General features: G+C 66.2%; 20 protein-coding genes and 4 tRNA genes. 7 read left to right on the forward strand and 17 right to left on the reverse strand.

From position 1 onward, the window contains the following. Positions 1-124 precede the first annotated feature (124 nt). On the forward strand, positions 125-1234 hold the full coding sequence (locus tag Q7X29_RS31190; protein ID WP_316576174.1) for a Fic family protein: 1110 nt from the start codon (positions 125-127) through the stop codon (positions 1232-1234). A gap of 41 nt (positions 1235-1275) precedes the next feature. Further along, complete coding sequence (locus Q7X29_RS31195; RefSeq protein ID WP_316576175.1) at positions 1276-2079, forward strand: hypothetical protein; 804 nt, start codon at positions 1276-1278, stop codon at positions 2077-2079. A 55-nt stretch (positions 2080-2134) separates the two neighbouring features. On the opposite strand, the gene Q7X29_RS31200 is transcribed toward Q7X29_RS31195, so the two are convergent. From Q7X29_RS31200 to rplJ, 5 genes are all read right to left on the reverse strand, one after another. Then, positions 2135-6088, reverse strand: coding sequence for a DNA-directed RNA polymerase subunit beta' (locus Q7X29_RS31200; protein WP_218719615.1), 3954 nt, complete (start codon positions 6086-6088; stop codon positions 2135-2137). A 103-nt stretch (positions 6089-6191) separates the two neighbouring features. Further along, a complete protein-coding gene (gene rpoB / locus Q7X29_RS31205; protein WP_218719614.1) occupies positions 6192-9692 on the reverse strand; it encodes a DNA-directed RNA polymerase subunit beta in 3501 nt (1166 codons plus the stop codon). 542 nt (positions 9693-10234) lie between these two features. Then, positions 10235-11317: an ABC transporter ATP-binding protein gene (locus tag Q7X29_RS31210; RefSeq protein WP_255588111.1), complete on the reverse strand. Its 1083-nt coding sequence runs from the start codon at positions 11315-11317 to the stop codon at positions 10235-10237. A 230-nt stretch (positions 11318-11547) separates the two neighbouring features. Beyond that, entirely contained in the window at positions 11548-11934 is a 387-nt protein-coding gene (rplL, locus tag Q7X29_RS31215; RefSeq protein WP_218719612.1) for a 50S ribosomal protein L7/L12, read from the reverse strand. A 60-nt stretch (positions 11935-11994) separates the two neighbouring features. Continuing rightward, positions 11995-12525 (reverse strand): 50S ribosomal protein L10, encoded by a 531-nt coding sequence (gene rplJ / locus Q7X29_RS31220; protein ID WP_218719611.1) that lies wholly within the window; start codon positions 12523-12525, stop codon positions 11995-11997. A gap of 404 nt (positions 12526-12929) precedes the next feature. Between rplJ and Q7X29_RS31225 the strand changes: the two genes are divergently transcribed. After that, complete coding sequence (locus Q7X29_RS31225; RefSeq protein WP_218719610.1) at positions 12930-14528, forward strand: MFS transporter; 1599 nt, start codon at positions 12930-12932, stop codon at positions 14526-14528. A gap of 77 nt (positions 14529-14605) precedes the next feature. Here the strand turns inward: Q7X29_RS31225 and rplA are convergent, their stop codons facing one another. The 10 genes from rplA to Q7X29_RS31275 form a co-directional block, all read right to left on the reverse strand. Further along, positions 14606-15319, reverse strand: a complete 714-nt coding sequence (gene rplA / locus Q7X29_RS31230) for a 50S ribosomal protein L1 (RefSeq protein WP_067641870.1) — start codon at positions 15317-15319, stop codon at positions 14606-14608. A 79-nt stretch (positions 15320-15398) separates the two neighbouring features. Beyond that, positions 15399-15833 carry a 50S ribosomal protein L11 gene (rplK, locus tag Q7X29_RS31235; RefSeq protein WP_019049397.1) on the reverse strand — a complete coding sequence of 145 codons (435 nt, stop codon included), beginning with the start codon at positions 15831-15833 and terminating at the stop codon, positions 15399-15401. A gap of 238 nt (positions 15834-16071) precedes the next feature. Beyond that, on the reverse strand, positions 16072-16866 hold the full coding sequence (gene nusG, locus Q7X29_RS31240) for a transcription termination/antitermination protein NusG (RefSeq protein WP_316576176.1): 795 nt from the start codon (positions 16864-16866) through the stop codon (positions 16072-16074). A gap of 112 nt (positions 16867-16978) precedes the next feature. Next, a complete protein-coding gene (secE, locus tag Q7X29_RS31245) occupies positions 16979-17356 on the reverse strand; it encodes a preprotein translocase subunit SecE (RefSeq protein ID WP_218719608.1) in 378 nt (125 codons plus the stop codon). A 108-nt stretch (positions 17357-17464) separates the two neighbouring features. After that, a tRNA-Trp gene (locus Q7X29_RS31250) sits at positions 17465-17537 on the reverse strand. Between the two features lie 197 nt (positions 17538-17734). Then, positions 17735-18802 carry a fused (3R)-hydroxyacyl-ACP dehydratase subunits HadA/HadB gene (locus tag Q7X29_RS31255; RefSeq protein ID WP_316576177.1) on the reverse strand — a complete coding sequence of 356 codons (1068 nt, stop codon included), beginning with the start codon at positions 18800-18802 and terminating at the stop codon, positions 17735-17737. A 144-nt stretch (positions 18803-18946) separates the two neighbouring features. Beyond that, on the reverse strand, positions 18947-19117 hold the full coding sequence (gene rpmG, locus Q7X29_RS31260) for a 50S ribosomal protein L33 (RefSeq protein WP_019049401.1): 171 nt from the start codon (positions 19115-19117) through the stop codon (positions 18947-18949). A 36-nt stretch (positions 19118-19153) separates the two neighbouring features. Beyond that, positions 19154-19229 (reverse strand) — tRNA-Met (locus Q7X29_RS31265). 58 nt (positions 19230-19287) lie between these two features. Beyond that, positions 19288-19360, reverse strand: a tRNA-Thr gene (locus Q7X29_RS31270). Between the two features lie 313 nt (positions 19361-19673). Continuing rightward, positions 19674-19756 (reverse strand) — tRNA-Tyr (locus Q7X29_RS31275). A gap of 177 nt (positions 19757-19933) precedes the next feature. Between Q7X29_RS31275 and Q7X29_RS31280 the strand changes: the two genes are divergently transcribed. Next, on the forward strand, positions 19934-20425 hold the full coding sequence (locus tag Q7X29_RS31280) for a YajQ family cyclic di-GMP-binding protein (protein ID WP_316576178.1): 492 nt from the start codon (positions 19934-19936) through the stop codon (positions 20423-20425). 115 nt (positions 20426-20540) lie between these two features. Here Q7X29_RS31280 and htpX read toward each other — a convergent pair whose 3' ends face one another. Together htpX and Q7X29_RS31290 are read right to left on the reverse strand one after the other, a co-directional pair. Continuing rightward, the gene (gene htpX, locus Q7X29_RS31285; protein ID WP_218719606.1) at positions 20541-21404 is read right to left on the reverse strand and encodes a zinc metalloprotease HtpX; all 864 of its coding nucleotides are present in this window, start codon (positions 21402-21404) and stop codon (positions 20541-20543) included. A gap of 173 nt (positions 21405-21577) precedes the next feature. Continuing rightward, positions 21578-22600 carry a polyprenyl synthetase family protein gene (locus Q7X29_RS31290; RefSeq protein ID WP_255588106.1) on the reverse strand — a complete coding sequence of 341 codons (1023 nt, stop codon included), beginning with the start codon at positions 22598-22600 and terminating at the stop codon, positions 21578-21580. A gap of 145 nt (positions 22601-22745) precedes the next feature. On the opposite strand from Q7X29_RS31290, the gene Q7X29_RS31295 reads away from it, so the two are divergent. The 3 genes from Q7X29_RS31295 to Q7X29_RS31305 are packed head-to-tail and all read left to right on the forward strand — an operon-like array spanning position 22746 to position 24978. Continuing rightward, entirely contained in the window at positions 22746-24086 is a 1341-nt protein-coding gene (locus tag Q7X29_RS31295; RefSeq protein WP_316576179.1) for a geranylgeranyl reductase family protein, read from the forward strand. Positions 24087-24090: 4 nt separating this feature from the next. Then, a complete protein-coding gene (locus tag Q7X29_RS31300) occupies positions 24091-24552 on the forward strand; it encodes a helix-turn-helix transcriptional regulator (protein WP_218719605.1) in 462 nt (153 codons plus the stop codon). Positions 24553-24561: 9 nt separating this feature from the next. Beyond that, on the forward strand, positions 24562-24978 hold the full coding sequence (locus Q7X29_RS31305) for a VOC family protein (protein WP_316576180.1): 417 nt from the start codon (positions 24562-24564) through the stop codon (positions 24976-24978). Positions 24979-25000 lie beyond the last annotated feature (22 nt).

Below are 25000 nucleotides of genomic sequence, written 5' to 3' on the forward strand. Positions count from 1 at the left end.
TGATCATTTATCGAATAAATGATGATAAGATGGCAGGATGTCGTCAGATGCCGTGTGGCCGTCTGTCACCTGGGAGTCTCACGATTGGACTCCGACAATTCCGGCCGAGTTGCTCTCACGCCGAGTGCGTGCACGGCACACGGGGCCGTACCGGGCCGCAGTGGTGCCGACGATCGCCGAACAGTCCGTCTGCCTGCCCTCGGACGTCTTGGCCGCCGCCGACGCCGCCACCGTGGAGATCACCCGGTTCGACACCCTGGTCGGTGCCGACCTCACGCCGTTCGGCGCGATCCTGCTGCGGACCGAATCCGCGTCCTCCTCCCAGATCGAACACCTGACCTCGGGAGCCAAGGCGATCGCGCTGGCCGAGATCGGCGGCACCGACCAGCGCAACGCGGTCGAGATCGTGGGCAATGTCCGTGCGATGCGGACCGCGATGAACCTGGTCGGCGAGGTCGACGAGCGTCTGCTCCTGGAGATGCATGCCGCGCTGATGGTGCACGAGCCGGAGTCGGCCGGGCGGTGGCGGGCCCAGCAGGTGTGGATCGGTGGCGACAATGTGGGCCCACATGGTGCGGCCTTCGTCGCTCCACATCACGCCCGCGTACCGGATTCGATCGACGATCTGCTCCGGTTCATCCGGCGCGACGACATTCCGGCGCTGGCTCATACCGCCCTCGCACACGCGCACTTCGAGACGATTCACCCGTTCATCGACGGCAATGGACGGACCGGGCGGGCGATGCTGCACGCGATGCTGCGGTCGAAGGGCGTCACCGAACAGGCGACGGTCCCGATCGCCGCCGGACTGCTGACCCGCGTCGACGACTATTTCGCCGCGCTCACCGCCTATCGGGCCGGCGACCCGGCACCGATCGTGCACCAGGTCGCCGAAGCCACCTTCATCGCACTCGGCAACGCGCGCCTGCTGGTCGCCGATATCCACCGAATCCGCGAACGGTGGGAATCGGCGGTCCGCGCCCGGCGCGGATCCACCCCATGGCGCCTGATCGACGTCGCCCTGCGCCAGCCGGTCTTCGACGCCGCCACCGCAGCGGACGCACTCGGCATCGCCGACTCCAACGCGGTACGCGCCATCAACGCCTTGGTCGAAGTCGGCGTACTCACCGAATTCACCGGCATGCGCCGCAACCGCCTCTGGCAGGCAAGAGAAGTCCTCGACGCCCTCGACGACTTCGCCCGCCGAGCAGGCAAACGCACCCCCGCAACCTGACAGCATCGCTATTCTGAATGGCCCAGTGTGGCATAACTCAGGTGGTGAAAGTGCACGATCCGATGGCGGATGTCGAACGGGCGCTGGCCGCCCAGGTCGGCTGGAATTGGGTTGACGACCATCTGGTCTATGCCTGCGAAATGCTAACGCGGCTGCGGGCGGGTGGGATGGCAGCGCTCGCGCCGCACACGACATCGATTCTGATGGACGAGCAGGAGACCTGTTTCGGGGAAGGGCAGGGTATGTGGGCGGCGTTTCGCAGCCCCGAGCTGCCGCCTCCGCCGCCGACTGTCGCCACGCCGGTGATCGCGGCTGTCGTCCCGCATGCCCCGGTCGTCGTGCCGCCGCGCGGCAGCTCGAGCCGCGATATGCAACGGGCACGTACGGCAGCAAATGCCGCAGCCTTCAATGCCAGACGGCGAAACGAACATATGGCGGTCCATATGGTTCGGGCGGCCGCCGAGGCGGCGCAGGCCGCGAATGCCGCGGCGGCAGCGGCCCGCACTCAGGCGATGCAACCACGCTGGTTCTCCGAGCCGAGCGGCAGCATCACCCTCACGAATCTCCGAATTCACCTCACCAATCAACACCGCTCATCTCGAATCCCGCTGGCGGCGTTGGAGCACCTCGAATTGACGCAACCCGACCGGCTGCGAATCCGATTCACGGAAGCGAACACATCGCACTACCTCGAATTGGCGACTCCGTGGGCGACGCCGGCGTTCCTCCTTGCCAGCCATGCGAGATTCCCCCATCACCCCCAACTGATCAGCGGCTCCTGGCTCCCCCACGGCTTCGAGGAACGCTGCCACATCGCGGGCAAAACCTGCCCGCGAGTCCGCTGACCCGGAAACGACGAACGCCCCGTTCCAATCAGGAACGGGGCGTTCGGGTTACTGCTTAGCGGTAGTCGCTGAAGCCGTAGTCGTCCAGCGGCACCGCGGCACCGGTGGAGGAGCCGAAGCTGTCCGGCGAGTAGTAGGTGTCGTCGTAGGACGGCACCGCGTACGCGGCGGCACGGGCTTCTTCGGTCGGCTGCACCTGGATGTTGCGGTAACGGTTGATACCGGTACCGGCCGGGATGAGCTTACCGATGATCACGTTCTCCTTCAGGCCGATCAGCTTGTCGGAGCGGCAGTTGATGGCCGCGTCCGTCAGCACTCGGGTGGTCTCCTGGAAGGAGGCCGCCGACAGCCACGAATCGGTGGCCAGCGACGCCTTGGTGATACCCATCAGCACCGGACGACCGGAGGCGGGCTCGCCGCCCTCGGCCACCACGCGACGGTTCGAGGCCTCGAACTCGGCACGCTCGGTGAGCGAACCGGGCAGGAACTCGGTCGCACCCGAATCGATGATCGTCACGCGACGCAGCATCTGGCGCACGATGACCTCGATGTGCTTGTCGTGGATCGACACACCCTGCGAGCGGTAGACCTCCTGGACCTCGTGGACCAGGTGGACCTGCACCTGACGGGGACCCATCACGCGCAGCACCTCGTGCGGATCGGCAGCGCCCTCGAGCAGCTGCTGACCCACCTCCACGTGGTCACCGTCGGCCAGCAGGCGCTCGGTGCCGTCGTCGTGCTTGAACACACGCAGACGCTGACGCTTCGAGAGCTTGTCGTAGACGACTTCGTCCGACCCGTCATCAGGGATGATCGTGATCTTGTAGAAGCGGTCGTCGTCCTCGAGGCGCACCCGGCCCGAGACCTCCGCGATCGGCGCCTTGCCCTTGGGGACACGGGCCTCGAAGAGCTCCTGGACACGCGGCAGACCACCGGTGATGTCGTCACCCGCGACACCACCCTGGTGGAAGGTACGCATGGTCAGCTGGGTACCCGGCTCACCGATGGACTGGGCGGCGACGATGCCGACGGCCTCGCCGATGTCGACCAGCTTGCCGGTGGCCATCGAGCGGCCGTAGCAGGTGGCGCAGACGCCGGTGCCGGTGGTGCAGGTCAGCACGGAGCGGACCTTCACCTCGGTGATACCGGCCTCGAGCAGCGCCTCCAGGGCCGGGTCGCCGAGATCGGCGCCCTTGGCCACGACGACGTTGCCGCTCGCGTCGACCGCGTCGGTCGCCAGGGTGCGGGCGTAGGTCGAGGTCTCGACGTGCGCGTCCCGGATGAGCGAGCCGTCGGCCTGCTTCTCCGCGATCGGCACGACGATGCCGCGCTCGGTGCCACAGTCGTGCTCGCGCACGATGACGTCCTGCGAGACGTCCACCAGACGACGGGTCAGGTAACCCGAGTCGGCGGTACGCAGCGCGGTGTCGGCCAGACCCTTACGAGCACCGTGGGTGTTGATGAAGTACTCGAGCACGGTCAGGCCCTCACGGAACGAGGACTTGATCGGGCGCGGGATGAACTCACCCTTGGGGTTCGTCACCAGACCCTTCATACCGGCGAGGGTACGAGTCTGGGTGAAGTTACCGGTCGCACCCGAGTCGACGATCGTGATGATCGGGTTGTCGGCCGGGTAGTGCGAACGCAGGGCCGTACCGACCTCTTCGGTCGCTTCCTGCCAGATCTTGACCAGGGCGTTGTTGCGCTCCTGGTGATCGAGCGCACCACGCTGGTACTTCTTCTCGATCTGATCCGCCATGGCCTCGTACCGCTCCATGATCTCCGCCTTCTCCGGCGGAACGAGCACGTCCGACATGGAGACGGTGACACCCGAACGCGTGGCCCAGTAGAAGCCCGCGTCCTTGAGCTTGTCGACGGTCTGCGCGACGACGATCATCGGGTAGCGCTCGGCCAGATCGTTGATGATCGTGGCCTGCCGCTTCTTCGGCATCGGCTCGTTGATGAACGCGTAGTCCGCCGGGAGCAGATCGTTGAACAGCACGCGACCCAGGGTGGTCTCGGCCAGCCACGCGTCACCGCGGTGCCAGCCCTCCGGGAAGAGCTCCGCCTCGATCTCGCGCGGCGGGCGCTGCTCGGTGAGCCGGACCTTGATCATCGAACGCACGGTGAGCTCACCGCGGTCGACGGCCATCTGGGCCTCGGCGGGCGAGGAGTACACGCCCGACTCCGGGGTGTCCTTGCCGCCGGCCTGGTAGGTGCCGACACCCTTCTCGTCGAGACGAGTCAGGTAGAACAGGCCGGTCACCATGTCCAGACGCGGCATCGCCAGCGGGCGACCCGACGCCGGGGACAGGATGTTGTTCGACGACAGCATCAGGATGCGCGCCTCGGCCTGCGCCTCCGCCGACAGCGGCAGGTGCACGGCCATCTGGTCACCGTCGAAGTCGGCGTTGAACGCCTCACACACGAGCGGGTGCAGCTGGATGGCCTTACCTTCGACCAGCTGGGGCTCGAAGGCCTGGATACCCAGGCGGTGCAGGGTGGGCGCGCGGTTCAGCAGCACCGGGTGCTCGGCGATGACCTCTTCGAGGACATCCCACACCTGGGGACGCTGACGCTCGACCATCCGCTTGGCGGACTTGATGTTCTGCGCGTGGTTCAGGTCGACCAGACGCTTCATGACGAACGGCTTGAACAGCTCGAGCGCCATCAGCTTCGGCAGACCACACTGGTGCAGCTTCAGCTGCGGACCGACCACGATGACCGAACGGCCCGAGTAGTCGACACGCTTGCCGAGCAGGTTCTGACGGAAACGACCCTGCTTGCCCTTGAGCAGATCGCTCAGCGACTTCAGCGGGCGGTTACCCGGTCCGGTGACCGGACGGCCACGACGGCCGTTGTCGAACAGCGCGTCGACGGACTCCTGCAGCATCCGCTTCTCGTTGTTGACGATGATCTCGGGCGCACCCAGATCGATCAGTCGCTTGAGGCGGTTGTTGCGGTTGATCACGCGGCGGTACAGGTCGTTCAGGTCGGAGGTGGCGAAACGGCCACCGTCGAGCTGAACCATCGGGCGCAGCTCCGGCGGGATCACCGGAACGGCGTCGAGCACCATGCCCATGGGCGAGTTGCCGTTGGCCTGGAAGGCCGCGACGACCTTGAGCCGCTTGAGCGCGCGCAGCTTCTTCTGGCCCTTGCCCGAGCGAATGGTCTCGCGCAGGTTCTCGGCCTCGGCGTCGATGTCGAAGTTCTCCATCAGCTTCTGGATGGACTCCGCACCCATGGCACCGGTGAAGTACTCGCCGTAGCGGTCGACGAGCTCGCGGTAGAGCACCTCGTCGACGATGAGCTGCTTGACCGACAGCTTGGTGAAGGTCGTCCAGATCTCGTCGAGACGGTCCAGCTCACGCTGGGCGCGGTCGCGCAGCTGACGCATCTCGCGCTCGCCGCCGTCCTTGACCTTGCGACGCACGTCGGACTTGGCGCCCTCGGCCTCCAGCTCGGCCAGGTCGGCCTCGAGCTTCTGCGCGCGGGCCTCGAGATCGGCGTCGCGCTGATCGGCGACGGCCTTCTTCTCGACCTCCATCTCGGCCTCGAGGGTGCTGAGCTCGTTGTGGCGCAGCTCCTCGTCGACACCGACGATGACGTAGGCGGCGAAGTAGATGATCTTCTCGAGATCCTTCGGCGCCAGATCCAGCAGGTAGCCCAAGCGCGACGGAACGCCCTTGAAGTACCAGATGTGGGTGACGGGTGCGGCCAGTTCGATGTGGCCCATCCGCTCGCGGCGCACCTTGGCGCGAGTCACCTCGACGCCACAGCGCTCACAGATGATGCCCTTGAAGCGGACGCGCTTGTACTTGCCGCAGTAGCACTCCCAGTCCCGGGTGGGGCCGAAGATCTTCTCGCAGAAGAGCCCGTCCTTCTCCGGCTTGAGCGTGCGGTAGTTGATGGTCTCCGGCTTCTTGACCTCGCCATAGCTCCACTGGCGGATGTCTTCAGCGGTGGCCAGGCCGATCCGGAGTTCATCGAAGAAGTTGACGTCTAGCACGTAACTTCCTTTCCCCTGTTCGGGTCGAATTCGAGCAAAAAGTTCACTAGTTACCGATCGCGGGTCCGCGGGTGGCTGCCGGAGCAGCCACCCGCGTCACCACCTAGTTCGCCAAATCGTCGACGGTGGCCGCTTCGTTCCTGGACAGGTTGATGCCCAGGTTCGCCGCGGCGCGCTCCAGATCCTCGTCGTCGCCATCACGCATCTCGATCGCGGCGCCGTCCGAGGACAGCACTTCCACGTTGAGGCACAGCGACTGGAGTTCCTTGAGGAGCACCTTGAACGACTCCGGAATGCCCGGCTCCGGAATGTTCTCGCCCTTGACGATCGCCTCGTAGACCTTCACGCGGCCGACCACGTCGTCGGACTTGATGGTCAGGAGCTCCTGCAGCGTGTACGCCGCGCCGTAGGCCTGCATGGCCCAGCACTCCATCTCACCGAAACGCTGACCACCGAACTGCGCCTTACCACCCAGCGGCTGCTGCGTGATCATCGAGTACGGACCGGTCGAACGGGCGTGGATCTTGTCGTCGACCAGGTGGTGCAGCTTCAGGATGTACATGTAACCGACCGCGACCGGGTACGGGAACGGCTCGCCGGAGCGGCCGTCGAACAGGGTCGCCTTGCCGTTCTCGTCGACCATGCGCTCACCGTCACGGTTCGGCAGGGTCGAGCCGAGCAGACCGGTCAGCTCGTCATCCTTGGCGCCGTCGAACACCGGGGTCGCGATGTTCGAGTCGGCCGGGGCACCCAGCATCTCCTCGGGCAGCGAGGCCGCCCAGTCCGGACGGGTGCCGTCGGAGGCCACGTCGACATTCCAGCCGGCCTTGCCGATCCAGCCCAGGTGGGTCTCGAGGATCTGGCCGATGTTCATACGACGCGGAACACCGTGGGTGTTCAGGATGATGTCGATCGGGGTGCCGTCGGGCATGAACGGCATGTCCTCCACGGGGAGGATCTTGCCGATGACGCCCTTGTTGCCGTGGCGGCCGGCGAGCTTGTCGCCGTCCTGGATCTTGCGCTTCTGGGCCACGTACACGCGGACCAGCTCGTTGACGCCCGGAGGCAGATCGTCGTCGTCCTCGCGCGAGAACACGCGGATGCCGATGACCTTGCCGGACTCACCGTGGGGCACCTTCAGCGAGGTGTCGCGCACCTCGCGCGCCTTCTCACCGAAGATCGCGCGGAGCAGGCGCTCCTCGGGGGTCAGCTCGGTCTCGCCCTTCGGGGTGACCTTGCCGACCAGGATGTCGCCGTCGCGAACCTCGGCGCCGATGCGGATGATGCCGCGCTCGTCCAGGTCGGCCAGCACCTCGTCGGAGACGTTCGGGATGTCCCGGGTGATCTCCTCGGCGCCCAGCTTGGTGTCGCGGGCGTCGATCTCGTGCTCTTCGATGTGGATCGAGGTGAGAACGTCCTCTTCCACGAGGCGCTGCGACAGGATGATCGCGTCCTCGTAGTTGTGGCCTTCCCACGGCATGACGGCGACAAGAAGGTTCTTGCCGAGCGCCATCTCACCGTTCTCGGTGCAGGGGCCGTCCGCGAGGACCTGCCCCTTCTCCACCCGCTGGCCCTCGTCCACGATCGGACGCTGGTTGGAGCAGGTGCCCTGGTTCGAGCGGTTGAACTTGCGCATCCGGTAGGACTTGCGGCTGCCGTCGTCGGCCATCACGGTGACGTAGTCGGCCGAGACCTCCTCGACCACACCCGGCTTCTCGTTCACCACGACATCGCCGGCGTCCACCGCGGCGCGCAGCTCCATACCGGTGCCCACGATCGGGGACTCGGAACGGATCAGCGGCACGGCCTGACGCTGCATGTTCGCGCCCATGAGGGCACGGTTGGCGTCGTCGTGCTCGAGGAACGGGATCATGGCCGTCGCGACCGACACCATCTGGCGCGGCGAGATGTCCATGTAGTCGACCTGAGCCGGCGTCACGAACTCGACCTCTTCGCCCGCACGGCGGACGAGGACCTTCTCCTCGAGGAAGCGGCCCTCGGCGTCGACCGGGGAGTTGGCCTGCGCGCGAACGTAGCGGTCTTCCTCGTCGGCGGTCAGGTACTTGACCTCGTCGGTCACCTTGCCGTCGATGACCCGGCGGTACGGGGTCTCGATGAAGCCGAACGGGTTGACCCGCGCGTACACCGACAGCGAACCGATCAGGCCGATGTTCGGGCCTTCCGGGGTCTCGATCGGGCACATGCGGCCGTAGTGCGACGGGTGGACGTCTCGGACTTCCAGGCCGGCGCGCTCACGGGACAGACCACCCGGGCCCAGCGCCGACAGGCGGCGCTTGTGGGTCAGACCCGACAGCGGGTTGTTCTGGTCCATGAACTGCGACAGCTGGGAGGTTCCGAAGAACTCCTTGATCGCGGCCACGACGGGACGGATGTTGATCAGGGTCTGCGGCGTGATCGCCTCGACGTCCTGAGTCGTCATCCGCTCGCGGACCACGCGCTCCATGCGGGACAGGCCCACCCGGATCTGGTTCTGGATCAGCTCGCCGACGGTGCGCAGACGACGGTTACCGAAGTGGTCGATGTCGTCGATCTCGACGGGGACCTCTTCACCACCGGGGGCGGTCATCGAGCGGTCACCGGCGTGCAGACGCACCAGGTACTCGATGGTGGTGACGATGTCTTCCTTGGTGAGCACCGAGGAGGTCACCGGCTCGTGCACGTGGATGCCGAGCTTCTTGTTGATCTTGTAGCGACCGACGCGCGCCAGGTCGTAGCGCTTCTCCTTGAAGAACAGGTTCTCCAGCAGGGTCTGCGCGGACTCCTTGGTCGGCGGCTCGCCCGGACGCAGCTTGCGGTAGATGTCGAGCAGCGCCTCGTCCTGGCCGGGCGTGCTGTCCTTCTCCAGGGTGGACATCATGATCTCGGAGAAGCCGAAACGCTCGACGATCTCCTCGGTGGTCCAACCCAGCGCCTTGAGCAGCACGGTGACCGGCTGACGGCGCTTGCGGTCGATGCGGACACCGACGGTGTCGCGCTTGTCGACGTCGAACTCCAGCCACGCGCCGCGCGACGGGATGACGCGCACGCTGTGCAGGTCCTTCTCGGTGCCCTTGTCGATGCTGTGATCGAAGTAGACGCCCGGGGAGCGGACCAGCTGCGAGACGACGACGCGCTCGGTGCCGTTGATGATGAAGGTGCCCTTGTCGGTCATCATCGGGAAGTCACCCATGAAGACCGTCTGGCTCTTGATCTCGCCGGTGTTGTTGTTGATGAACTCCGCGGTGACGAACAGGGGCGCCGCGTAGGTCATGTCCTTCTCTTTGCACTCTTCGATGGAGGCCTTGACCTCTTCGAAGCGCGGATCGGAGAACGACAGGGACATCGAACCGGAGAAGTCCTCGATCGGCGAGAGCTCCTCGAGCACCTCCTCCAAGCCGCCTGCGAGACCGACGTCGCCGCGTGCGGCCGCCTTCTCACGCCAGTCGGGGGTACCGACCAACCAGGCGAACGAGTCCGTTTGTAGGTCGAGAAGTCCGGGCACCTCCAAGGGCTCTCGGATCTTCGCGAACGAAACCCTCAACGGGGCTCCGGGGATTCCAGCCTTGGTCTGGGTGGAGACTGCCAAGATGCGTCCTTCCAGCACCTCACGCGCGTCGCGTGGTGGTCCGCGACCGTCGCTTGTCTGCTACGAATTCCGCTGGTTACAACCCGAACGAAACCCGAACAGGCAGCAGCGGAAGTAACACCGGAAGGTGGAACTTACGTGTGCGAATCAAGGTGTGGACAGGAGGCAGCCAGCGCAACGTCCAAACTTACACCCACATATAGAGGGGTGTCAACATACCATCCGTGCGACCGCTCACACGGCAAACGCGCCGAACTCCGCCGAACTCCCGTGACGCTGGCCGCGTCGGTCGTTCTGGGCGCTGGAGCCCCTGCGCAGCTGACACTGCTGTGAATAGGGTGACGGTTCGCGCGCGCCTCGTCAAGTGGCGCGGCGGGGTCTGTCCGAGAAGTGAGATCGCCTGGCGCGCTGGACATCCCCGGCCGGAACCGCGGCTATTTTACCCGCGACACGCCGAAGACGCCAACCCGCGAAACACCCGTTCAGAGCCTGTTTTCCGGCCGTGAACGCAGCGAGCCCCGGCCGTGACGGCCGGGGCTCGCTGGTGTCGCCGGGTGCGCTCAGCCGTTGATCTGGCCGTGCGGAATCGTCTTGGTGTCGAAGGCCGCGGTGGGGTGCTCGCTGCCGTAGGCGGCCATCACCTGGGTGTCGTCGGACTGGTCGAGCGACTCCCGGATCGCCACCTGAGCCGCGTGCGGCAGGGTGTGCATGATCTCGCGCACACGCGCCTGACGACGGAAGACGGCCTGGCGGACCGGCATGCCCGGCTCCGCCTTCATCTGCGGGATGATGCCCTCGATCTCCTCGGCGCCACCGTGGTGGTGACCGGCGTCGACGAGCGCCTGCTCGCGCGCCATCTGCGCCTCGTCCTTCTCCTCGGACATACCGATCGGGCCGATCATGCGGCCGTTGAGGAACTGCTTGACCACCGGCTCGTCACTGGTCAGCAGCACCTCGCGGGGGCCGAACATGACCAGCTGGCGGCGGAACAGCATGCCGATGTTGTCCGGCACGGTACGGGCCAGGTTGATGTTGTGCGTCACGATCAGGATCGTGGCGTCGATCTGCGCGTTGATATTGAGCAGCAGCTGCGCCAGGTACGACGTACGCACCGGGTCCAGACCGGAGTCGGGCTCGTCGACGAGGATGATCTGCGGGTCGAGCACCAGGGCACGGGCCAGGCCGGCGCGCTTGCGCATACCGCCGGAGATCTCGCCGGGCAGTTTGCCCTCGGCGCCGAGCAGACCGGTCAGCTCGAGCTTCTCCATGACGATGCGCTTGATCTCGGTTTCCGACTTCTTCGTGTGCTCACGAAGCGGGAAAGCGATGTTGTCGAACAGATTCATCGAGCCGAAGAGCGCGCCGTCCTGGAAAAGGACGCCGAACAGCTTCCGGATCTCGTAGAGCTCCTTGTTGGAGCAGGTGGTGATATCGGTGCCATCGATGAAGATGGAGCCGCGCTCGGGCCGCAACAGACCGATCAGCGACTTCAGGAACACCGACTTACCCGTACCAGAAGGGCCGAGCAGGGCGCTCACCTCACCCGAAGGGAGCGTGATCGACACATCCTGCCAAATTCGCTGCGAACCGAAGGATTTTGTTACACCCTCGGTCCTGACCTCGACGCCCACGCCTACCTCCATTGTTCCCTGCGAGCACCCCACCCCGCTGACCGCGCGCTCACATCACGGCGGTGCGTCACGACACTGTGGGTCCGGTCACTGTAACCCATCAGTGAGACGGGGCACACCCCTACATGACTGAAGAGTAACCCCGACCGGAACTCACGACTGAGATCACTTTCGCATGTCTGGGTAAATAACAAACGGGCGGCCCCGAGTGGGACCGCCCGTTCGCAACGGCTGGTGCCGAATTACTTGACGGCAACCTTGGCGCCGGCCTCTTCCAGCTTCGCCTTGGCGGCCTCGGCGGCCTCCTTGGTGACCTTCTCCAGGATCGGCTTCGGGGCACCCTCGACCAGGTCCTTGGCTTCCTTCAGGCCCAGGCCGGAGACGATCTCACGGACCACCTTGATGACCTGGATCTTCTTGTCGCCCGCACCCTCGAGGATGACGTCGAACTCGTCCTGCTCCTCGGCGGCGTCAGCGGCGGCCGGGGCGGCACCCGCGGCGGCAACGGCGACGGGGGCAGCGGCGGTGACCTCGAACTTCTCCTCGAACGCCTTCACGAAGCCCGACAGCTCCAGCAGGGTCATCTCCGAGAAAACCTCGAGCAGCTCTTCGGTGGACAGCTTGGCCATGATTGTTCCTTTCGGTAGTGAATGTCTGTTCGCGCGGGCGGTAACACCCACACGGGGGTATTACTCGGCAGCGCCTTCGGCCTGCTTCTTCTCCTGCAGCGCGGCGGCCAGACGGGCCACCTGACCGGCAGGAGCCGAGAACAGCCCGGCAGCCTTGGACATGTTGCCCTTCATCGCACCGGCCAGCTTGGCCAGCAGGACCTCGCGGGTCTCCAGGTCGGCGATCTTCTCGACCTCGGACACGGACAGCGCAGCGCCGTCCATGTAGCCGCCCTTGATGATGAGCGCCTTGTTGTCCTTGGCGAAGGTCTTGAGGGCCTTCGCGGCGTTGACCGGCTCACCCTGGATGAAGGTGATGGCGGTCGGTCCGACGAACAAGTCGTCCAGGCCCTCGACGCCCGCTTCCGCGGCCGCGAGCTTGACCAGGGTGTTCTTGGCGACGGAGTACGTGGCCTCGGCGCCGAGCGCGCGACGCAGCTCGGTGAGCTTGCCGACCGAAAGACCACGGTATTCCGTGACAACAGTGGCCGTGGAGTTCTTGAACTGCTCCGCGATCTCCGCGACAGCGGTGACCTTTTCAGGCTTCGCCATACTTCGCCTCCTCTCTGATGTCGGTTCGTGAACGCGCACTACCGAATTCAGGGGCCGGCGACAAAACTAACGCCCCGGACGCAAGGCGTACCGGGGCGCGAAAATATCGGCCTCAGCTCTCCCTGCGTGGGCCGCCGGCAATGTCGCCGGACCTTCGATCGACACCACGCAAGCGGCATCGACGACCAACGGTCTTCGGTAGAACGAATGGGTAGCCATCGAACATGTCGATGACCGGAGTCCACTGTACCGGCACCTGCCCCGATCTGCCAAAACGCCCCCGGCAGCGCTGAATTCGCCGGTACCGAATTGTGGCTCAGCTCACATTTCATGGGTCGAAGTGGCAGCAATCTCACCGGAAAGGTGTTACGTTCGGTGACAGTAACCTGCTTCACTTCTCAACTATGGCAACCTCCATAGTCGCTCCATCAGTGCTGCTGGACCGGCGTCCGCAGCGATTCCTCGCACTCGTCGTCATCTGCCTGGCCGAACTGCTGGTCGTCCTCGACAACACCATCGTCAACGTCGCCCTCCCCTCCATCGGCGTCCAACTACAGACCGGAGTCTCCGGCCTGCAGTGGGTCGTCGACGCCTACACGCTCACCTTCGCCGGATTGCTGCTCGCCGCAGGCAATCTCGGTGACCGCTACGGTCGCCGCCGGATCATGATCGTGGGTCTCATCGGCATCGCGGTGATGTCGGTCGGCGGCGCGCTCGCCGAGTCGATGACGCAGGTCATCGCGGCCCGCGCGGCGATGGGTGTCTTCGCCGCCGCCGTCTTCCCGGCCACCCTGGCCCTGATCATCAACATCTTCACCGACAAGCGCGAACGCGCGCTGGCCATCGCCGCCTGGACCGCGATGGCGGGCTTCGCCATCGCCATCGGCCCGATCTCGGGCGGCTGGCTGCTCGAACACTTCAGCTGGCACTCGGTGTTCTGGATCAATGTGCCGGTGGCGCTGGTCGCACTGGTCGCGACGCTGATCTGGGTGCCGGAATCACGCGCCGAACAGGTCGGCAGGCTGGATCTGCCCGGCATCCTGCTGTCCGTCGCGGGCATCACGCTGGTGGTGTGGGCCATCATCGAGGCACCGCACAACGGCTGGCTCTCGCTCACCACCCTGTGCACCGCGGCGCTCGGTGTCGTTCTGCTCGCCGCTTTCGTCACGTGGGAATTGCGCACCGCGGCACCGATTCTCGATATGCGACTGTTCCGCAACCGCCGATTCTCATTGCCCGCCTTGGCCATTGCCATCGCGTACTTCTCGATGTTCGGATTCCTGTTTCTGATCACCCAGTATTTCCAGGGCGTGCGGGAATACACCCCGCTCGAATTCGGTATCGCGTCATTGCCGTTCGCGTTCTCGGTCGCGATCGGCGCACCGGTGGCGACGCTGCTCGCCCAGCGGGTCGGCACCACCGCGGTGCTGGTGATCGGGCTGTTGCTCACCGGACTCGGCCTCTATCTGGGCGGCCAGGTCACCGTCGACAGCACGTATCTGATCGGCGTGCTGCCATCGATGGTGTCGATGGCGCTGGGGTTGGGCATCGTGCAGGGCCCGGCCACGGAGTCGATCATGTCGGCGCTGCCGCTCGACGAGGCGGGCGCGGGCTCGGCCGTCAACGACACCACCCGCGAGATCGGCGGCACCCTCGGCGTCGCGGTACTCGGCTCGATCGTGGCCTCGTACTACAGCAGCCGCATCGGCGCCCGGGTCGACGCCATCCCGCTCGCGATCATGAACGCCAATGAGAAGAGCCTGGTCAAGGCCAGTCCACTCAGCGTGCTGGAGCTGCGTAAGCGTGAACTGACGCCGTTCCTGGAAACCCAGCGCGAGAACCTCATCGTCGCCATGAAGACCGCGACGCTACAGGGTGCGCACACCGCGTCCCTGGTGGCGGCGGGCGCGGTCGCCGTCTGCGCGGTGATCGTCGCGATCTTCCTGCCGTGGAAGCCGCAGGACGGCGAATCGGTCCTGCTCGGCTGGCGCAAGAAGGACTGACCGGAAAGACCGCGAGGGTGGGAACGCAGTGCGTTCCCACCCTCGTGGTCGATCAGGAGCTACCTGTCAGTCGAAGCTCACGCATCCTCGTCGAGGAGGTTGCGGGTGCGGTTCGGGTCCACCGGGATGCCCGGTCCGGTGTTGGTCGAAACCGTGATCTTCTTGACGTAGCGACCCTTGGCGGTCGACGGCTTCACACGCAGGATCTCGTCCAGCGCGGCGCCGTAGTTCTCCACCAGCTTGGCGTCGTCGAACGACGCCTTGCCGATGACGAAGTGCAGGTTGGCCTGCTTGTCGACGCGGAAGTTGATCTTGCCGCCCTTGATGTCGTTGACGGCCTTGGTCACATCGTTGGTGACGGTGCCCGTCTTCGGGTTCGGCATCAGACCGCGCGGGCCCAGGACACGCGCGATGCGGCCGACCTTGGCCATCTGGTCCGGGGTGGCGATCGCGGCGTCGAAGTCCAGCCAGCCGCCCTGGATCCGCTCGATCAGGTCCTCGGCGCCCACGGCGTCGGCACCGGCGGCCTCGGCCTCGGCGGCCTTCTCGCCGGCGGCGAACACGATGACGCGGGCGGTCTTACCGGTGCCGTGCGGCAGGTTGACGGTGCCGCGGACCATCTGGTCGGCCTTACGGGGGTCGACGCCGAGACGAACGGCGACCTCGACGGTCGCGTCGGTCTTGGTGGTCGCGGTCTCCTTGGCCAGGCGCGCAGCGGCCAGCGGGGAGTACAGCTTGTCGCGATCGACCTTCTCAGCAGCGGCGAGATACGCCTTGCTTCGCTTTGCCATGTTTCTCTGTCCTTAATGTTCGAGTTCAGATGTGGTGTTACGGGCCTGGCCGGCCCTCCCACAGTGAGCGAGTAGTCGCTCAGCCTTCGACGGTGATACCCATCGAACGCGCGGTACCGGCGATGATCTTCGCGGCCTGATCGAGATCGGTGGCGTTGAGATCCTCGGCCTTGGTCTTGGCGATCTCCCGGACCTGGTCCATGGTGACCTTGGCGACCTTGGTCTTGTGCGGCTCGGCCGAGCCCTTCTGCACACCGGCGGCCTTGAGCAGCAGACGCGCGGCGGGCGGGGTCTTCAGCTTGAAGTCGAACGTCCGGTCCTCGTACACCGAGATCTCGACCGGGATGACGTTGCCACGCTGCGACTCGGTCGCGGCGTTGTACGCCTTGCAGAACTCCATGATGTTGACGCCGTGCTGACCGAGCGCGGGGCCGACCGGAGGAGCCGGGTTCGCGGCACCGGCCTGGATCTGCAGCTTGATGATCCCGGCGAGCTTCTTCTTCTTGGGGGGCATCTTTCTTCCTTGGGTTTCGGTTCCTTACGGTTGCCGTAAGCCTGTTGCGGGATCGCTCCCACGCCGGGTCCAAGCCCGGCATTCGCGCACGACCGTCACACCGGGCGGAAAACGCCTGGAGCGGGTCTACACACGAACTGTCACACTCTACCGAACCCCACCGTGGCGGCCGCAGGCGGGGAGGTCGTACAACGACAACGGCACCGCCGAGGCGGTGCCGTTGCGAAGCTGGTTCGAGCTAGATCTTGGAGACCTGGGTGAAGTTCAGCTCGACCGGGGTCTCACGACCGAAGATCGAGACGAGCACCTTGAGCTTCTGCTGCTCGGCGTTGACCTCGCTGATGCTGGCGGGCAGCGTCGCGAACGGGCCGTCCATCACGGTCACCGACTCGCCGACCTCGAAGTCGACCTCGATGATCGGCTTGGCCGACACCTCGCCGGTGGACTCGGCGCCGGTCGAGGAGGCTGCCGCCGCGGCCGCCTTCTTCTGCTGCGCACCGGCCGGAACCAGGAACTTCACGACCTCGTTGATGGTCAGCGGGGTCGGCTTGGCGCCGGGGCCACCGCCGGTCATACCGACGAAACCGGTGACGCCGGGAGTGTTGCGGACCGCACCCCACGACTCGTTGTTCAGTTCCATCCGGACCAGGATGTAGCCCGGCAGCACCTTGCGGTTGACGTGCTTGCGCTGGCCGTTCTTGATCTCGGTGACTTCTTCGGTCGGCACCTCGACCTGGAAGATGTAGTCCTCGAGGCCGAGGTTCTGCACGCGGGTCTCGAGGTTGGTCTTGACCTTGTTCTCGTAGCCGGCGTAGGAGTGCACGACGTACCAATCACCGGGGACGCGGCGCAGCTTGGCCTTCATCGACTCGACCGGGTCGGCTTCGGGGTCTTCCTCGGTGGCGACGTCCTCGACGACGGTCTCGTCGGCGTCAGCGACCTCGGTGGTGGCATCGACCTCGTCGGTGGCGGTCTCCGCCACGGCGTCGTCGACCGGGAACTCGTCGTTTGTTTCGTTCTCCGGGGTGCTCACTGAGGCACTCGCTTCCTGTGTCGTCACTACATCCTCTGGGCCGGGTCGGGGGCGCGGAGCGCACACTCCGCCGTTCCGGCCCGGGATCGGCTACCGGCGTTGGTGTCGGCGATCAGCCGAACAGCCAGTCGACACCCTTGATGAACGCCGTATCCAGCCCAAATATGAACGCGACCATGAAGACCACGAACACCAGAACGACGGTCGTATAGGTGACCATCTGCTTCCGGTTGGGCCAGATCACCTTGCGCAGTTCCGCGATAACTTCTCGCAGGAACCTGAGCAGCCGCTTGAACGGGTTGCCCGACGTGGCCTTCCCAGCAGTCTTGTCTGCCTTGCGCGAGGAGGACCGGTCGAGCGTCGCCACCGAACCGGTGTCCGCCGGAGCATCCGACGTGCGCGCACGACGAGCTGTCCGCTTGCCGCTCGGCCGAGTGGCAGCGGCGGTGTCGTCGCCGTCTTCGGCGCGAGTATCCCGCTCGTCGCTCACGTCGTCTCCTCGCTTCGCTCGGATCCGCCGTGCGCGAAGCGCGCTGGCCTGATGGCTCGCTCGCTCCGCTCGCTCACGTCGATCCTTCCTCGTCGCTGGCATTCAGGGCAGGGGCGACAGGACTTGAACCTGCAACCTGCGGTTTTGGAGACCGCTGCTCTGCCAATTGAGCTACGCCCCTTCGGTTGGACCAGCCTGAGCTGTAGTGCCCAACCACAGTCGATATTCGATTATCGAGCTCTGGTGCCACACAACATGCGCGCCGCTTCCATGGGGATCATGTCCCCGGGAAGATCAGCGCGCAGCAGCCGGTGACCCCAGAGTCCCGAGTGTACGTTACCGCGTGCGGTATTTGCCAATCCGGGACAGCCGACCAGGTCAGGACAGCTGAACGGTAGCCGTGGCCCGCCCGAAGATCTTCTTGCCCGCCGACTTCGCCGTGATGGCGACGACCGCGGTCCTGGTCTCCGGATCGACCGACTTCACCTTACCGGTGAACTCGACCTCGGCCGGTGCGTCGGACCCGACGTAGACCGGGCTGGTGAAGCGCACGTTGTACTCCTCGACGGCGCCGGGATCGCCGAGCCAGGAGGTGACGAAACCGCCGCCGAGACCCATCGTCAGCATGCCGTGCGCGACCACGTCGTCGAGGCCGACGAGCTTGACGATCTCGTCGCTCCAGTGGATCGGGTTGGCGTCGCCGGACACGCCCGCGTAGTTCACCAGATCGCCACGGGTGAGCCGGACGGTGCGCGGCGGGAGTTCATCACCGGCCGACACGCTGTCGAAGGACAGGGCGCGCGTGCTGAAGAACGGGGCCGGCTGCTTGGTGACCGGATCGGGGGTGATCCCGGTGTGCGCGTCGACGGGCGCGTGATGAGCGGGCTCCTCGAGGCCGTGCATCAGGATGTTGCGCACCGCGTCCGACATCGTGGGATCGATGTCACCGCCGCTGCGGCCGATGAGCGTGGTGTAGGTGGTGAGCACCAGCTCGTCGTCCTGGGCGGTGACGATGTTCTTCGTCACGATGATGTCGCCGCCGAAAGCCTGCCGGAAGGAATGCAGGTACACATCACAGGTCAGCTGGTCGCCCACCCGGATAGGGCGGTGGAACTCCAGGATCTGATCGGTCTGCATGATCTGGCTCAGGTCGTAGCCCGTGACGATCTGCTCGAACAGCTTGCGCTGGGCGAGGATGCCCACCAGCGAGATGAAGGTGAGCGGGGCGAGCAGGCCGTCGTGGCCGTACTCACGTGCGACGTCTTCCTCCCAGTGCACCGGGTGGTAGTCCTGCACGGCACGGGCGTATTCGCGCACCTTCTCGCGGCCGACCTCGTAGTAGTCGTCGACACGGTAGTGGTGGCCGACCATCGCCGCGGCGTGCGCGGCGGGATCGACCGGTGCGGCGGCTGCGGCGGTGACCGCTTCGTCGGTTCCGGTGTTCACTGTCACACCGTGGACCTTACTCACACGTAGCCGGGTCACAACGTCGAGCGGGGTGTATTCACCCACTCGGGCGGGTACCGTACCGACCCCGGAAACGCACGAAAGGCCGGACTCTCGTCCGGCCTTTCGGCAAAGCTTGGTGAATCAGCGCGACTCGCGGTGCGCCCGGTGGGTTCCGCAGTTCGGGCAGAACTTCTTCAGCTCGAGGCGGTCCGGGTCGTTGCGCCGGTTCTTCTTGGTGATGTAGTTGCGGTGCTTGCACTCTTCGCAGGCCAAGGTGATCTTTGGCCGGACATCGGTGGACTTCGCGGCCACGATTTGCCTTCTTTCCGGTCTGGGCTGAGTCGTTATTGGTAGCGATGGCCGGACTTGAACCGGCGACACAACGATTATGAGTCGTTTGCTCTACCGACTGAGCTACACCGCCACGGCGGACCTGTTACGGTGGGCCGGCGGGAAAGTCGGTCACCACCGGCAATCCGGCGAGCCCCCTAACGGAATCGAACCGTTGACCTTTTCCTTACCATGGAAACGCTCTGCCGACTGAGCTAAGGGGGCATGACTACGTGGCACAAGGTCTTGGTCGGCGAACCGATCCGAGCGACCCCGTGCTCCGGCGTCCTGAAAGAGATTACACACTTCCACCGAAGAGCACCAAATCGCCTGGTGAGACCCCATATTTACCGACCCGCAACCCACTGATCACGCAGGTGCATGGGTAACTCCCCCGGCCACCTCGACGCCGTGCCAGAACGACGCGAGCCCGAGAACGCACAGTCGAGCTCCCGGACGGGACGCAGAATCGCGGAGAGGCGGACGAGGCCACGAACCAAAGAACCCCGCCGATCGTGATGATCGACGGGGTTCGATGTGGCAGATGTAGGATTCGAACCTACGTAGGCTTTCACCGACAGATTTACAGTCTGCTCCCATTGGCCGCTCGGGCAATCTGCCTTGTGCGCCGTTTCCGGTGCGCTGAGCAGCTTACAACGAACCCACACCCCCAATGCAAACCGCCTGCACAACGACCCTGCGAGCACGGTCGACGGGGGCATACGGGTACAACTGTCTCGGTGGCCGGCACACCTGTCGGCCCACCCGTTGGCAGACCGTGAGGGACAGGAGCGCAGTGTGGCTGATTCGTCATTCGACGTGGTGAGCAAGGTCGATCGGCAGGAGGTCGACAATGCGCTGCACCAGGCGGAGAAGGAGCTGAACTCCCGCTACGACTTCAAGGGCACCGATGCGGCGATCGCGTGGTCGGGCGAGGAAGCCATCGTGCTGACCGCGAACGCCGAGGAGCGGGTCAAGGCCGCGCTCGAGGTGTTCAAGGAGAAGCTGATCCGGCGCGACATCTCGCTCAAGGCGTTCGATGCCGGCGAGCCGCAGGCCTCGGGCAAGGTGTTCAAGATCACCGGCACGCTGGTGCAGGGCATCGACACCGAGAAGGCGAAGAAGATCTCCAAGAAGATCCGCGACGAGGGCCCCAAGGGCGTGAAGGCGCAGATCCAGGGCGAGGAACTGCGGGTCAGCAGCAAGAAGCGCGACGATCTGCAGGCCGTGATCTCGCTGCTCAAGGGCGAGGACTTCGGTATCGCCCTGCAGTTCGTGAATTATCGCTAGCGGCTGGCGCCGCGGGTTTTCGGCCTCGTGACCTCGCCGCCGAGCAGCGATACTGCGCCTTCGGCGTTCCGTCTCGCTGCTCGGCGGCGAGGCGGCCGAAAACGTGGTGGTGACGTCAGCAGCGGTGCTCGCCGCCCGCCAGCTCCTCCAGCCGCTTGATGCGTTCCTCCATCGGCGGGTGCGTGGAGTACCAGCGGGCGATGCGATCGCCCGCGCGGAACGGGTTGGCGATCATCAGGTGCGATTCGCTGGTGAGTTGGGGATCCGGCGGCAGCGGGGCCACCTGGACGCCGCGTTCGATCTTGCGCAGGGCCGAGGCCAGCGCCAGCGGGTCACCGGTGAGTTCGGCGCCGGACTGATCGGCTTGGTACTCCCGGGACCGTGAGACGGCCATCTTGATCAGGCCCGCCGCGATCGGGCCGAGCAGCGAGACCAGCAGCACGGCGATGATGTTCGGGCCCTGCCCGTCCCTGCTGCCGAACGAGCTCGCGAAGAACGCCATATTGGCGAGGCCGGTGATGATCGAGGCCATCGCGCCGGCCACCGACGAGATCAGGATGTCGCGGTTGTAGACGTGCGACAGCTCGTGTCCGAGCACCGCGCGCAGTTCCCGCTCGTCGAGCAACTGCAGGATGCCGCTGGTACAGCACACCGCGGCGTGGCGGGGATTACGCCCGGTCGCGAACGCGTTGGGCGCGTTGGTCGGGCTGATGTAGAGCCGCGGCATGGGCTGGCGGGCCGTGGTCGCGAGCTCGCGCACGATCCGGTACATGACCGGCGCTTCCAGTTCGCTGACCGGTTGCGCGTGCATCGCCTTCAGCGCCAGTTTGTCGCTGTTGAAGTAGGCGTAGGCGTTCATGCCGACGGCCAGCACGATCGAGATGATCAGGATCGTCGGGCTGCGGAACATCGCCCCGATGGCGACGATCAGCGCCGACAGCCCGACCATCAAACCGAATGTTCTGATCCCATTGGGCATTTCCGCCTCCCCGCGCCTCTTGCCGGTCGTCAGGCGCTTGGTTCGTCAGGCGTCGGGCCTGCGGTCGACCACGTGAACAGTTCTGGGCGTACCCGGCGAGTCACCCATGTTCGCGCGAAATCCGATGTTGCTTCGCGTTTGGTCAACGACTGCGTGGCGGCGATAGTTCCTGGTCAGCCCACCCGCTCGATGGTGTAGCGGACGAGGCGGCTGAGGGCGTCGTTGGCCGGGCCCGCCGGGAGCGCGGCCAGTTCGGTGTCGGCGAGGTCGGCGTATTCCTGCAGCTTCTCCTTGGCCTGGGCCATGCCGGGCGAACGGCGCAGCAGCTCCAGCGCCTCCTCGACCTCGGCGTCGGTTTCCAGGGGGCGTGCCAGCAGGGTGCGCAGGCGGTCACCGTCGGCGCCGGACTCGCGCAGCGCGTAGAGGACGGGCAGGGTGTGCACGCCCTCGCGCAGGTCGGTGCCCGGCGTCTTGCCGGACTGCTCGGCCGAGGACGAGATGTCGATGATGTCGTCGGAGATCTGGAAGGCGGTGCCGACGGCGTCGCCGAGGCGGGCCAGCCGTTCGACGTGCTCGGGGCCCGCGCCGGAGAAGGTGCCGCCGAAGCGGCCCGCGGCGGCGATGAGCGAGCCGGTCTTCTCCCAGACCACGCGCAGGTAGTGCTCGACCGGGTCCTGGGTCTGCTTGGCGCCCATGGTTTCCCGCATCTGGCCGGTGACCAGCTCGGCGAAGGTCTCGGCGATGATGCGGACCGCGTCGGGGCCCAGCGTCGAGGTCAGGCGGGAGGCGTGGGCGAACAGGTAGTCGCCCGCCAGGATCGCGATGTTGTTGCCCCACCGCGCGTTGACGCTGACGGCGCCGCGCCGCTGGGGCGCCTCGTCCATCACGTCGTCGTGGTACAGCGTGGCCAGATGCACCAGCTCCACCACGGTACCCGCGGTGACCAGGGCCGGATCGGTGGGATTGGGACCGAGCTGACCGGTGAGCACGGTGAACAACGGCCGGAAGCGCTTGCCGCCCGCGCGGGCGAGATGCAGCGCCGCTTCCTGCAGGAATTCCTCACCGTCGGAGAGTTCGTCGACGAGCAATTTCTCGACCGCGGCCAGGCCGTCGCGCACGGTGGCGGCGAGTTCGGGATCGACGAGATCTACCCCGGCAACCACGGTGCTCTCGTCGCTCACAGCCGATGTGCTCATTATCTTCTCCCAGCGATGCGTCCGACCCCGACGGGTAGCAACCTAGCGTGTTCCGGCGCCAGGGCCGATGAACACGGTCACACAGTGACTATTCCCGGTGTACCCGACACTCTCGCACAGCGGCCGGGGGTGCCAGTATTGAGCCATGGGTTCACCGGATCTCACCCCCGCCGACCGCGGTGCCCCTGGCGCCCGCCCTCGCGGGCCTGCGTGGTCACACTCCGCTGCCGCCGCCGGCCCGCCGTGGGCAGGCGCGCCGCTGCCTGCCCACGTCGAGGTGCTGGTGGTCGGGGCCGGACCCGCGGGATCGGCGTCGGCGGCCTGGGCCGCGCGGGCCGGTCGCGACGTGCTGCTGCTCGATTCCGCGGTGTTCCCGCGCGACAAGACCTGTGGTGACGGCTTGACGCCGCGGGCCACCGCCGAGCTGGAACACCTGGGTCTGGGCGAGTGGCTGCGCGCGCATACGGTGAATCACGGCCTGCGGATGGCCGGCTTCGGCCGGGAGGCGCTGCTGCCGTGGCCGGGCGGGTCGTTCCCGACCTACGGAAGCGCGGTTCCCCGAACCGAACTCGACGACAAGCTGCGCGAGACGGCGATCAAGTCGGGCGCGCTGATGGTCGACGGGGCCAAGGTCACCGAGGTGCTGCGCGAGGGCGAGCGGGTCACCGGGGTGACGGTGCGCATCGGCGAGGCCACCCACACCGTGCGCTGCCGGGTGCTCGTGGTGGCCGACGGGGTGCGCTCCCCCATCGGAAAACAGCTGGGTCGTACCTGGCATCGGCGCTTCGCCTACGGCACCGCGGCGCGCGCCTACATCAAGTCGGGGCGCAGCGACGATCAGTGGATCTCCTCGCACCTGGAACTGCGCAACGCCGCCGACGAGCTGGTCCCCGGCTACGGCTGGATCTTCCCGCTGGGCAACGGCGAGGTGAATATCGGCGTCGGCTCGCTGGCCACCGAGCAGCGGCCCTCGCACATCGCGCTCAAGCCGCTGATCGAGCACTACACCCGGCTGCGTCGCGAGGAATGGGAGCTCGAGGGCGAGCTGCGCGCGGTGGCGTCGGCGCTGCTGCCGATGGGCGGCGCGGTCTCGAACGTGGCCGGGGTGAACTGGGTCCTGGTCGGCGATGCGGCGGGCTGCGTGAACCCACTCAACGGCGAGGGCATCGACTACGGCCTCGAGGGCGGGCACCTGCTGTCCGGCCTGCTCGACGAGCCCGACCTGAGCCGGGTGTGGCCGCAGCTGCTGCGCGAGCGCTACGGCCGGACCTTCTCGGTCGCGCGCAGGCTGGCCGGCTTGGCCACCCACCCGAAGATGGTCCCGCTCGGCGGCCCGCCGGTGATGCGCTCGAAGTACCTGCAGCGCACGGCCGTTCGGGTGATGGGCAACCTGGTGACCGACGAGGACGTCGACCTCACCGCCCGCGCCTGGCGAGCCGCCGGCCGCGCCTCCCTGCGCGCCGACGACCTGCGGCCGTTCAGCTGACGTCGTGAGCGCGACGGCGCGTCGCCCGGTCCTGGCTCTGCTGCCGCACCTGCGCAGGGCCCGCGATCTGATCGATCGGCACTACGCCGACCCGCTCGACCTGGACGATCTCGCCCGCGCCGCCGGGGTCTCCAAGTACCACTTCCTGCGCGCGTTCGCCGCCGTGTACGGGCCGACGCCGGGGGCCTATCTGGCCGAGCGGCGGATCGAACGAGCCCAGGATCTGCTGCGGGCCACCAATCTGACCGTCACCGAGGTGTGCATGCTGGTCGGGTACGCGAGTCTGGGCTCGTTCAGCAGCAAGTTCCGTCAGCTCGTCGGGGCGACGCCGAGCGAGTATCAGGCCAGGTTCGCCGACGGCGCACCACACATTCCGGGCTGCTACGTCTTCATGCACGGGCTCTCCGACCGGGTCCGGCCCGACACCGCAATTTCGGAGAAGCCCGGCGGCACCGGTCCGTCCTAGCCTCGAGTCATGCCAACGATCACGAACGTTTCCCTGGTCACCGTGTATGTGACCGATCAGGACGCCGCCAAGCAGTGGTACATCGACAAGCTCGGATTCGTCGAGACCGCGGATGTGAGCATGGGCGACAACGGGTTCCGGTGGGTCACCGTCGCTCACCCGGACCACACCGAGCTCGAGGTCACGCTGATGGTGCCGGGACCGCCGCTGACCGACGACATGGCCGACGCGATCCGGCGATCCCTCGCCGACGGCACCCACGGCGCCCTCGGACTGCGCACCGCCGACTGTCAGAAGACCTTCGAGGAGCTCACCGCCAAGGGCGTCGAGTTCATCCAGCCGCCCGCCGCGCGCCCGTACGGCACCGAGGCCATCATTCGCGACAACTCCGGCAACTGGCTGGTGCTGGTCGAGCCGAGCGCGTGAGCGCGGTGCCGCCCGGCCCGGC

Source organism: Nocardia canadensis, assembly GCF_032656385.1.
Classification (GTDB): domain Bacteria; phylum Actinomycetota; class Actinomycetes; order Mycobacteriales; family Mycobacteriaceae; genus Nocardia; species Nocardia canadensis.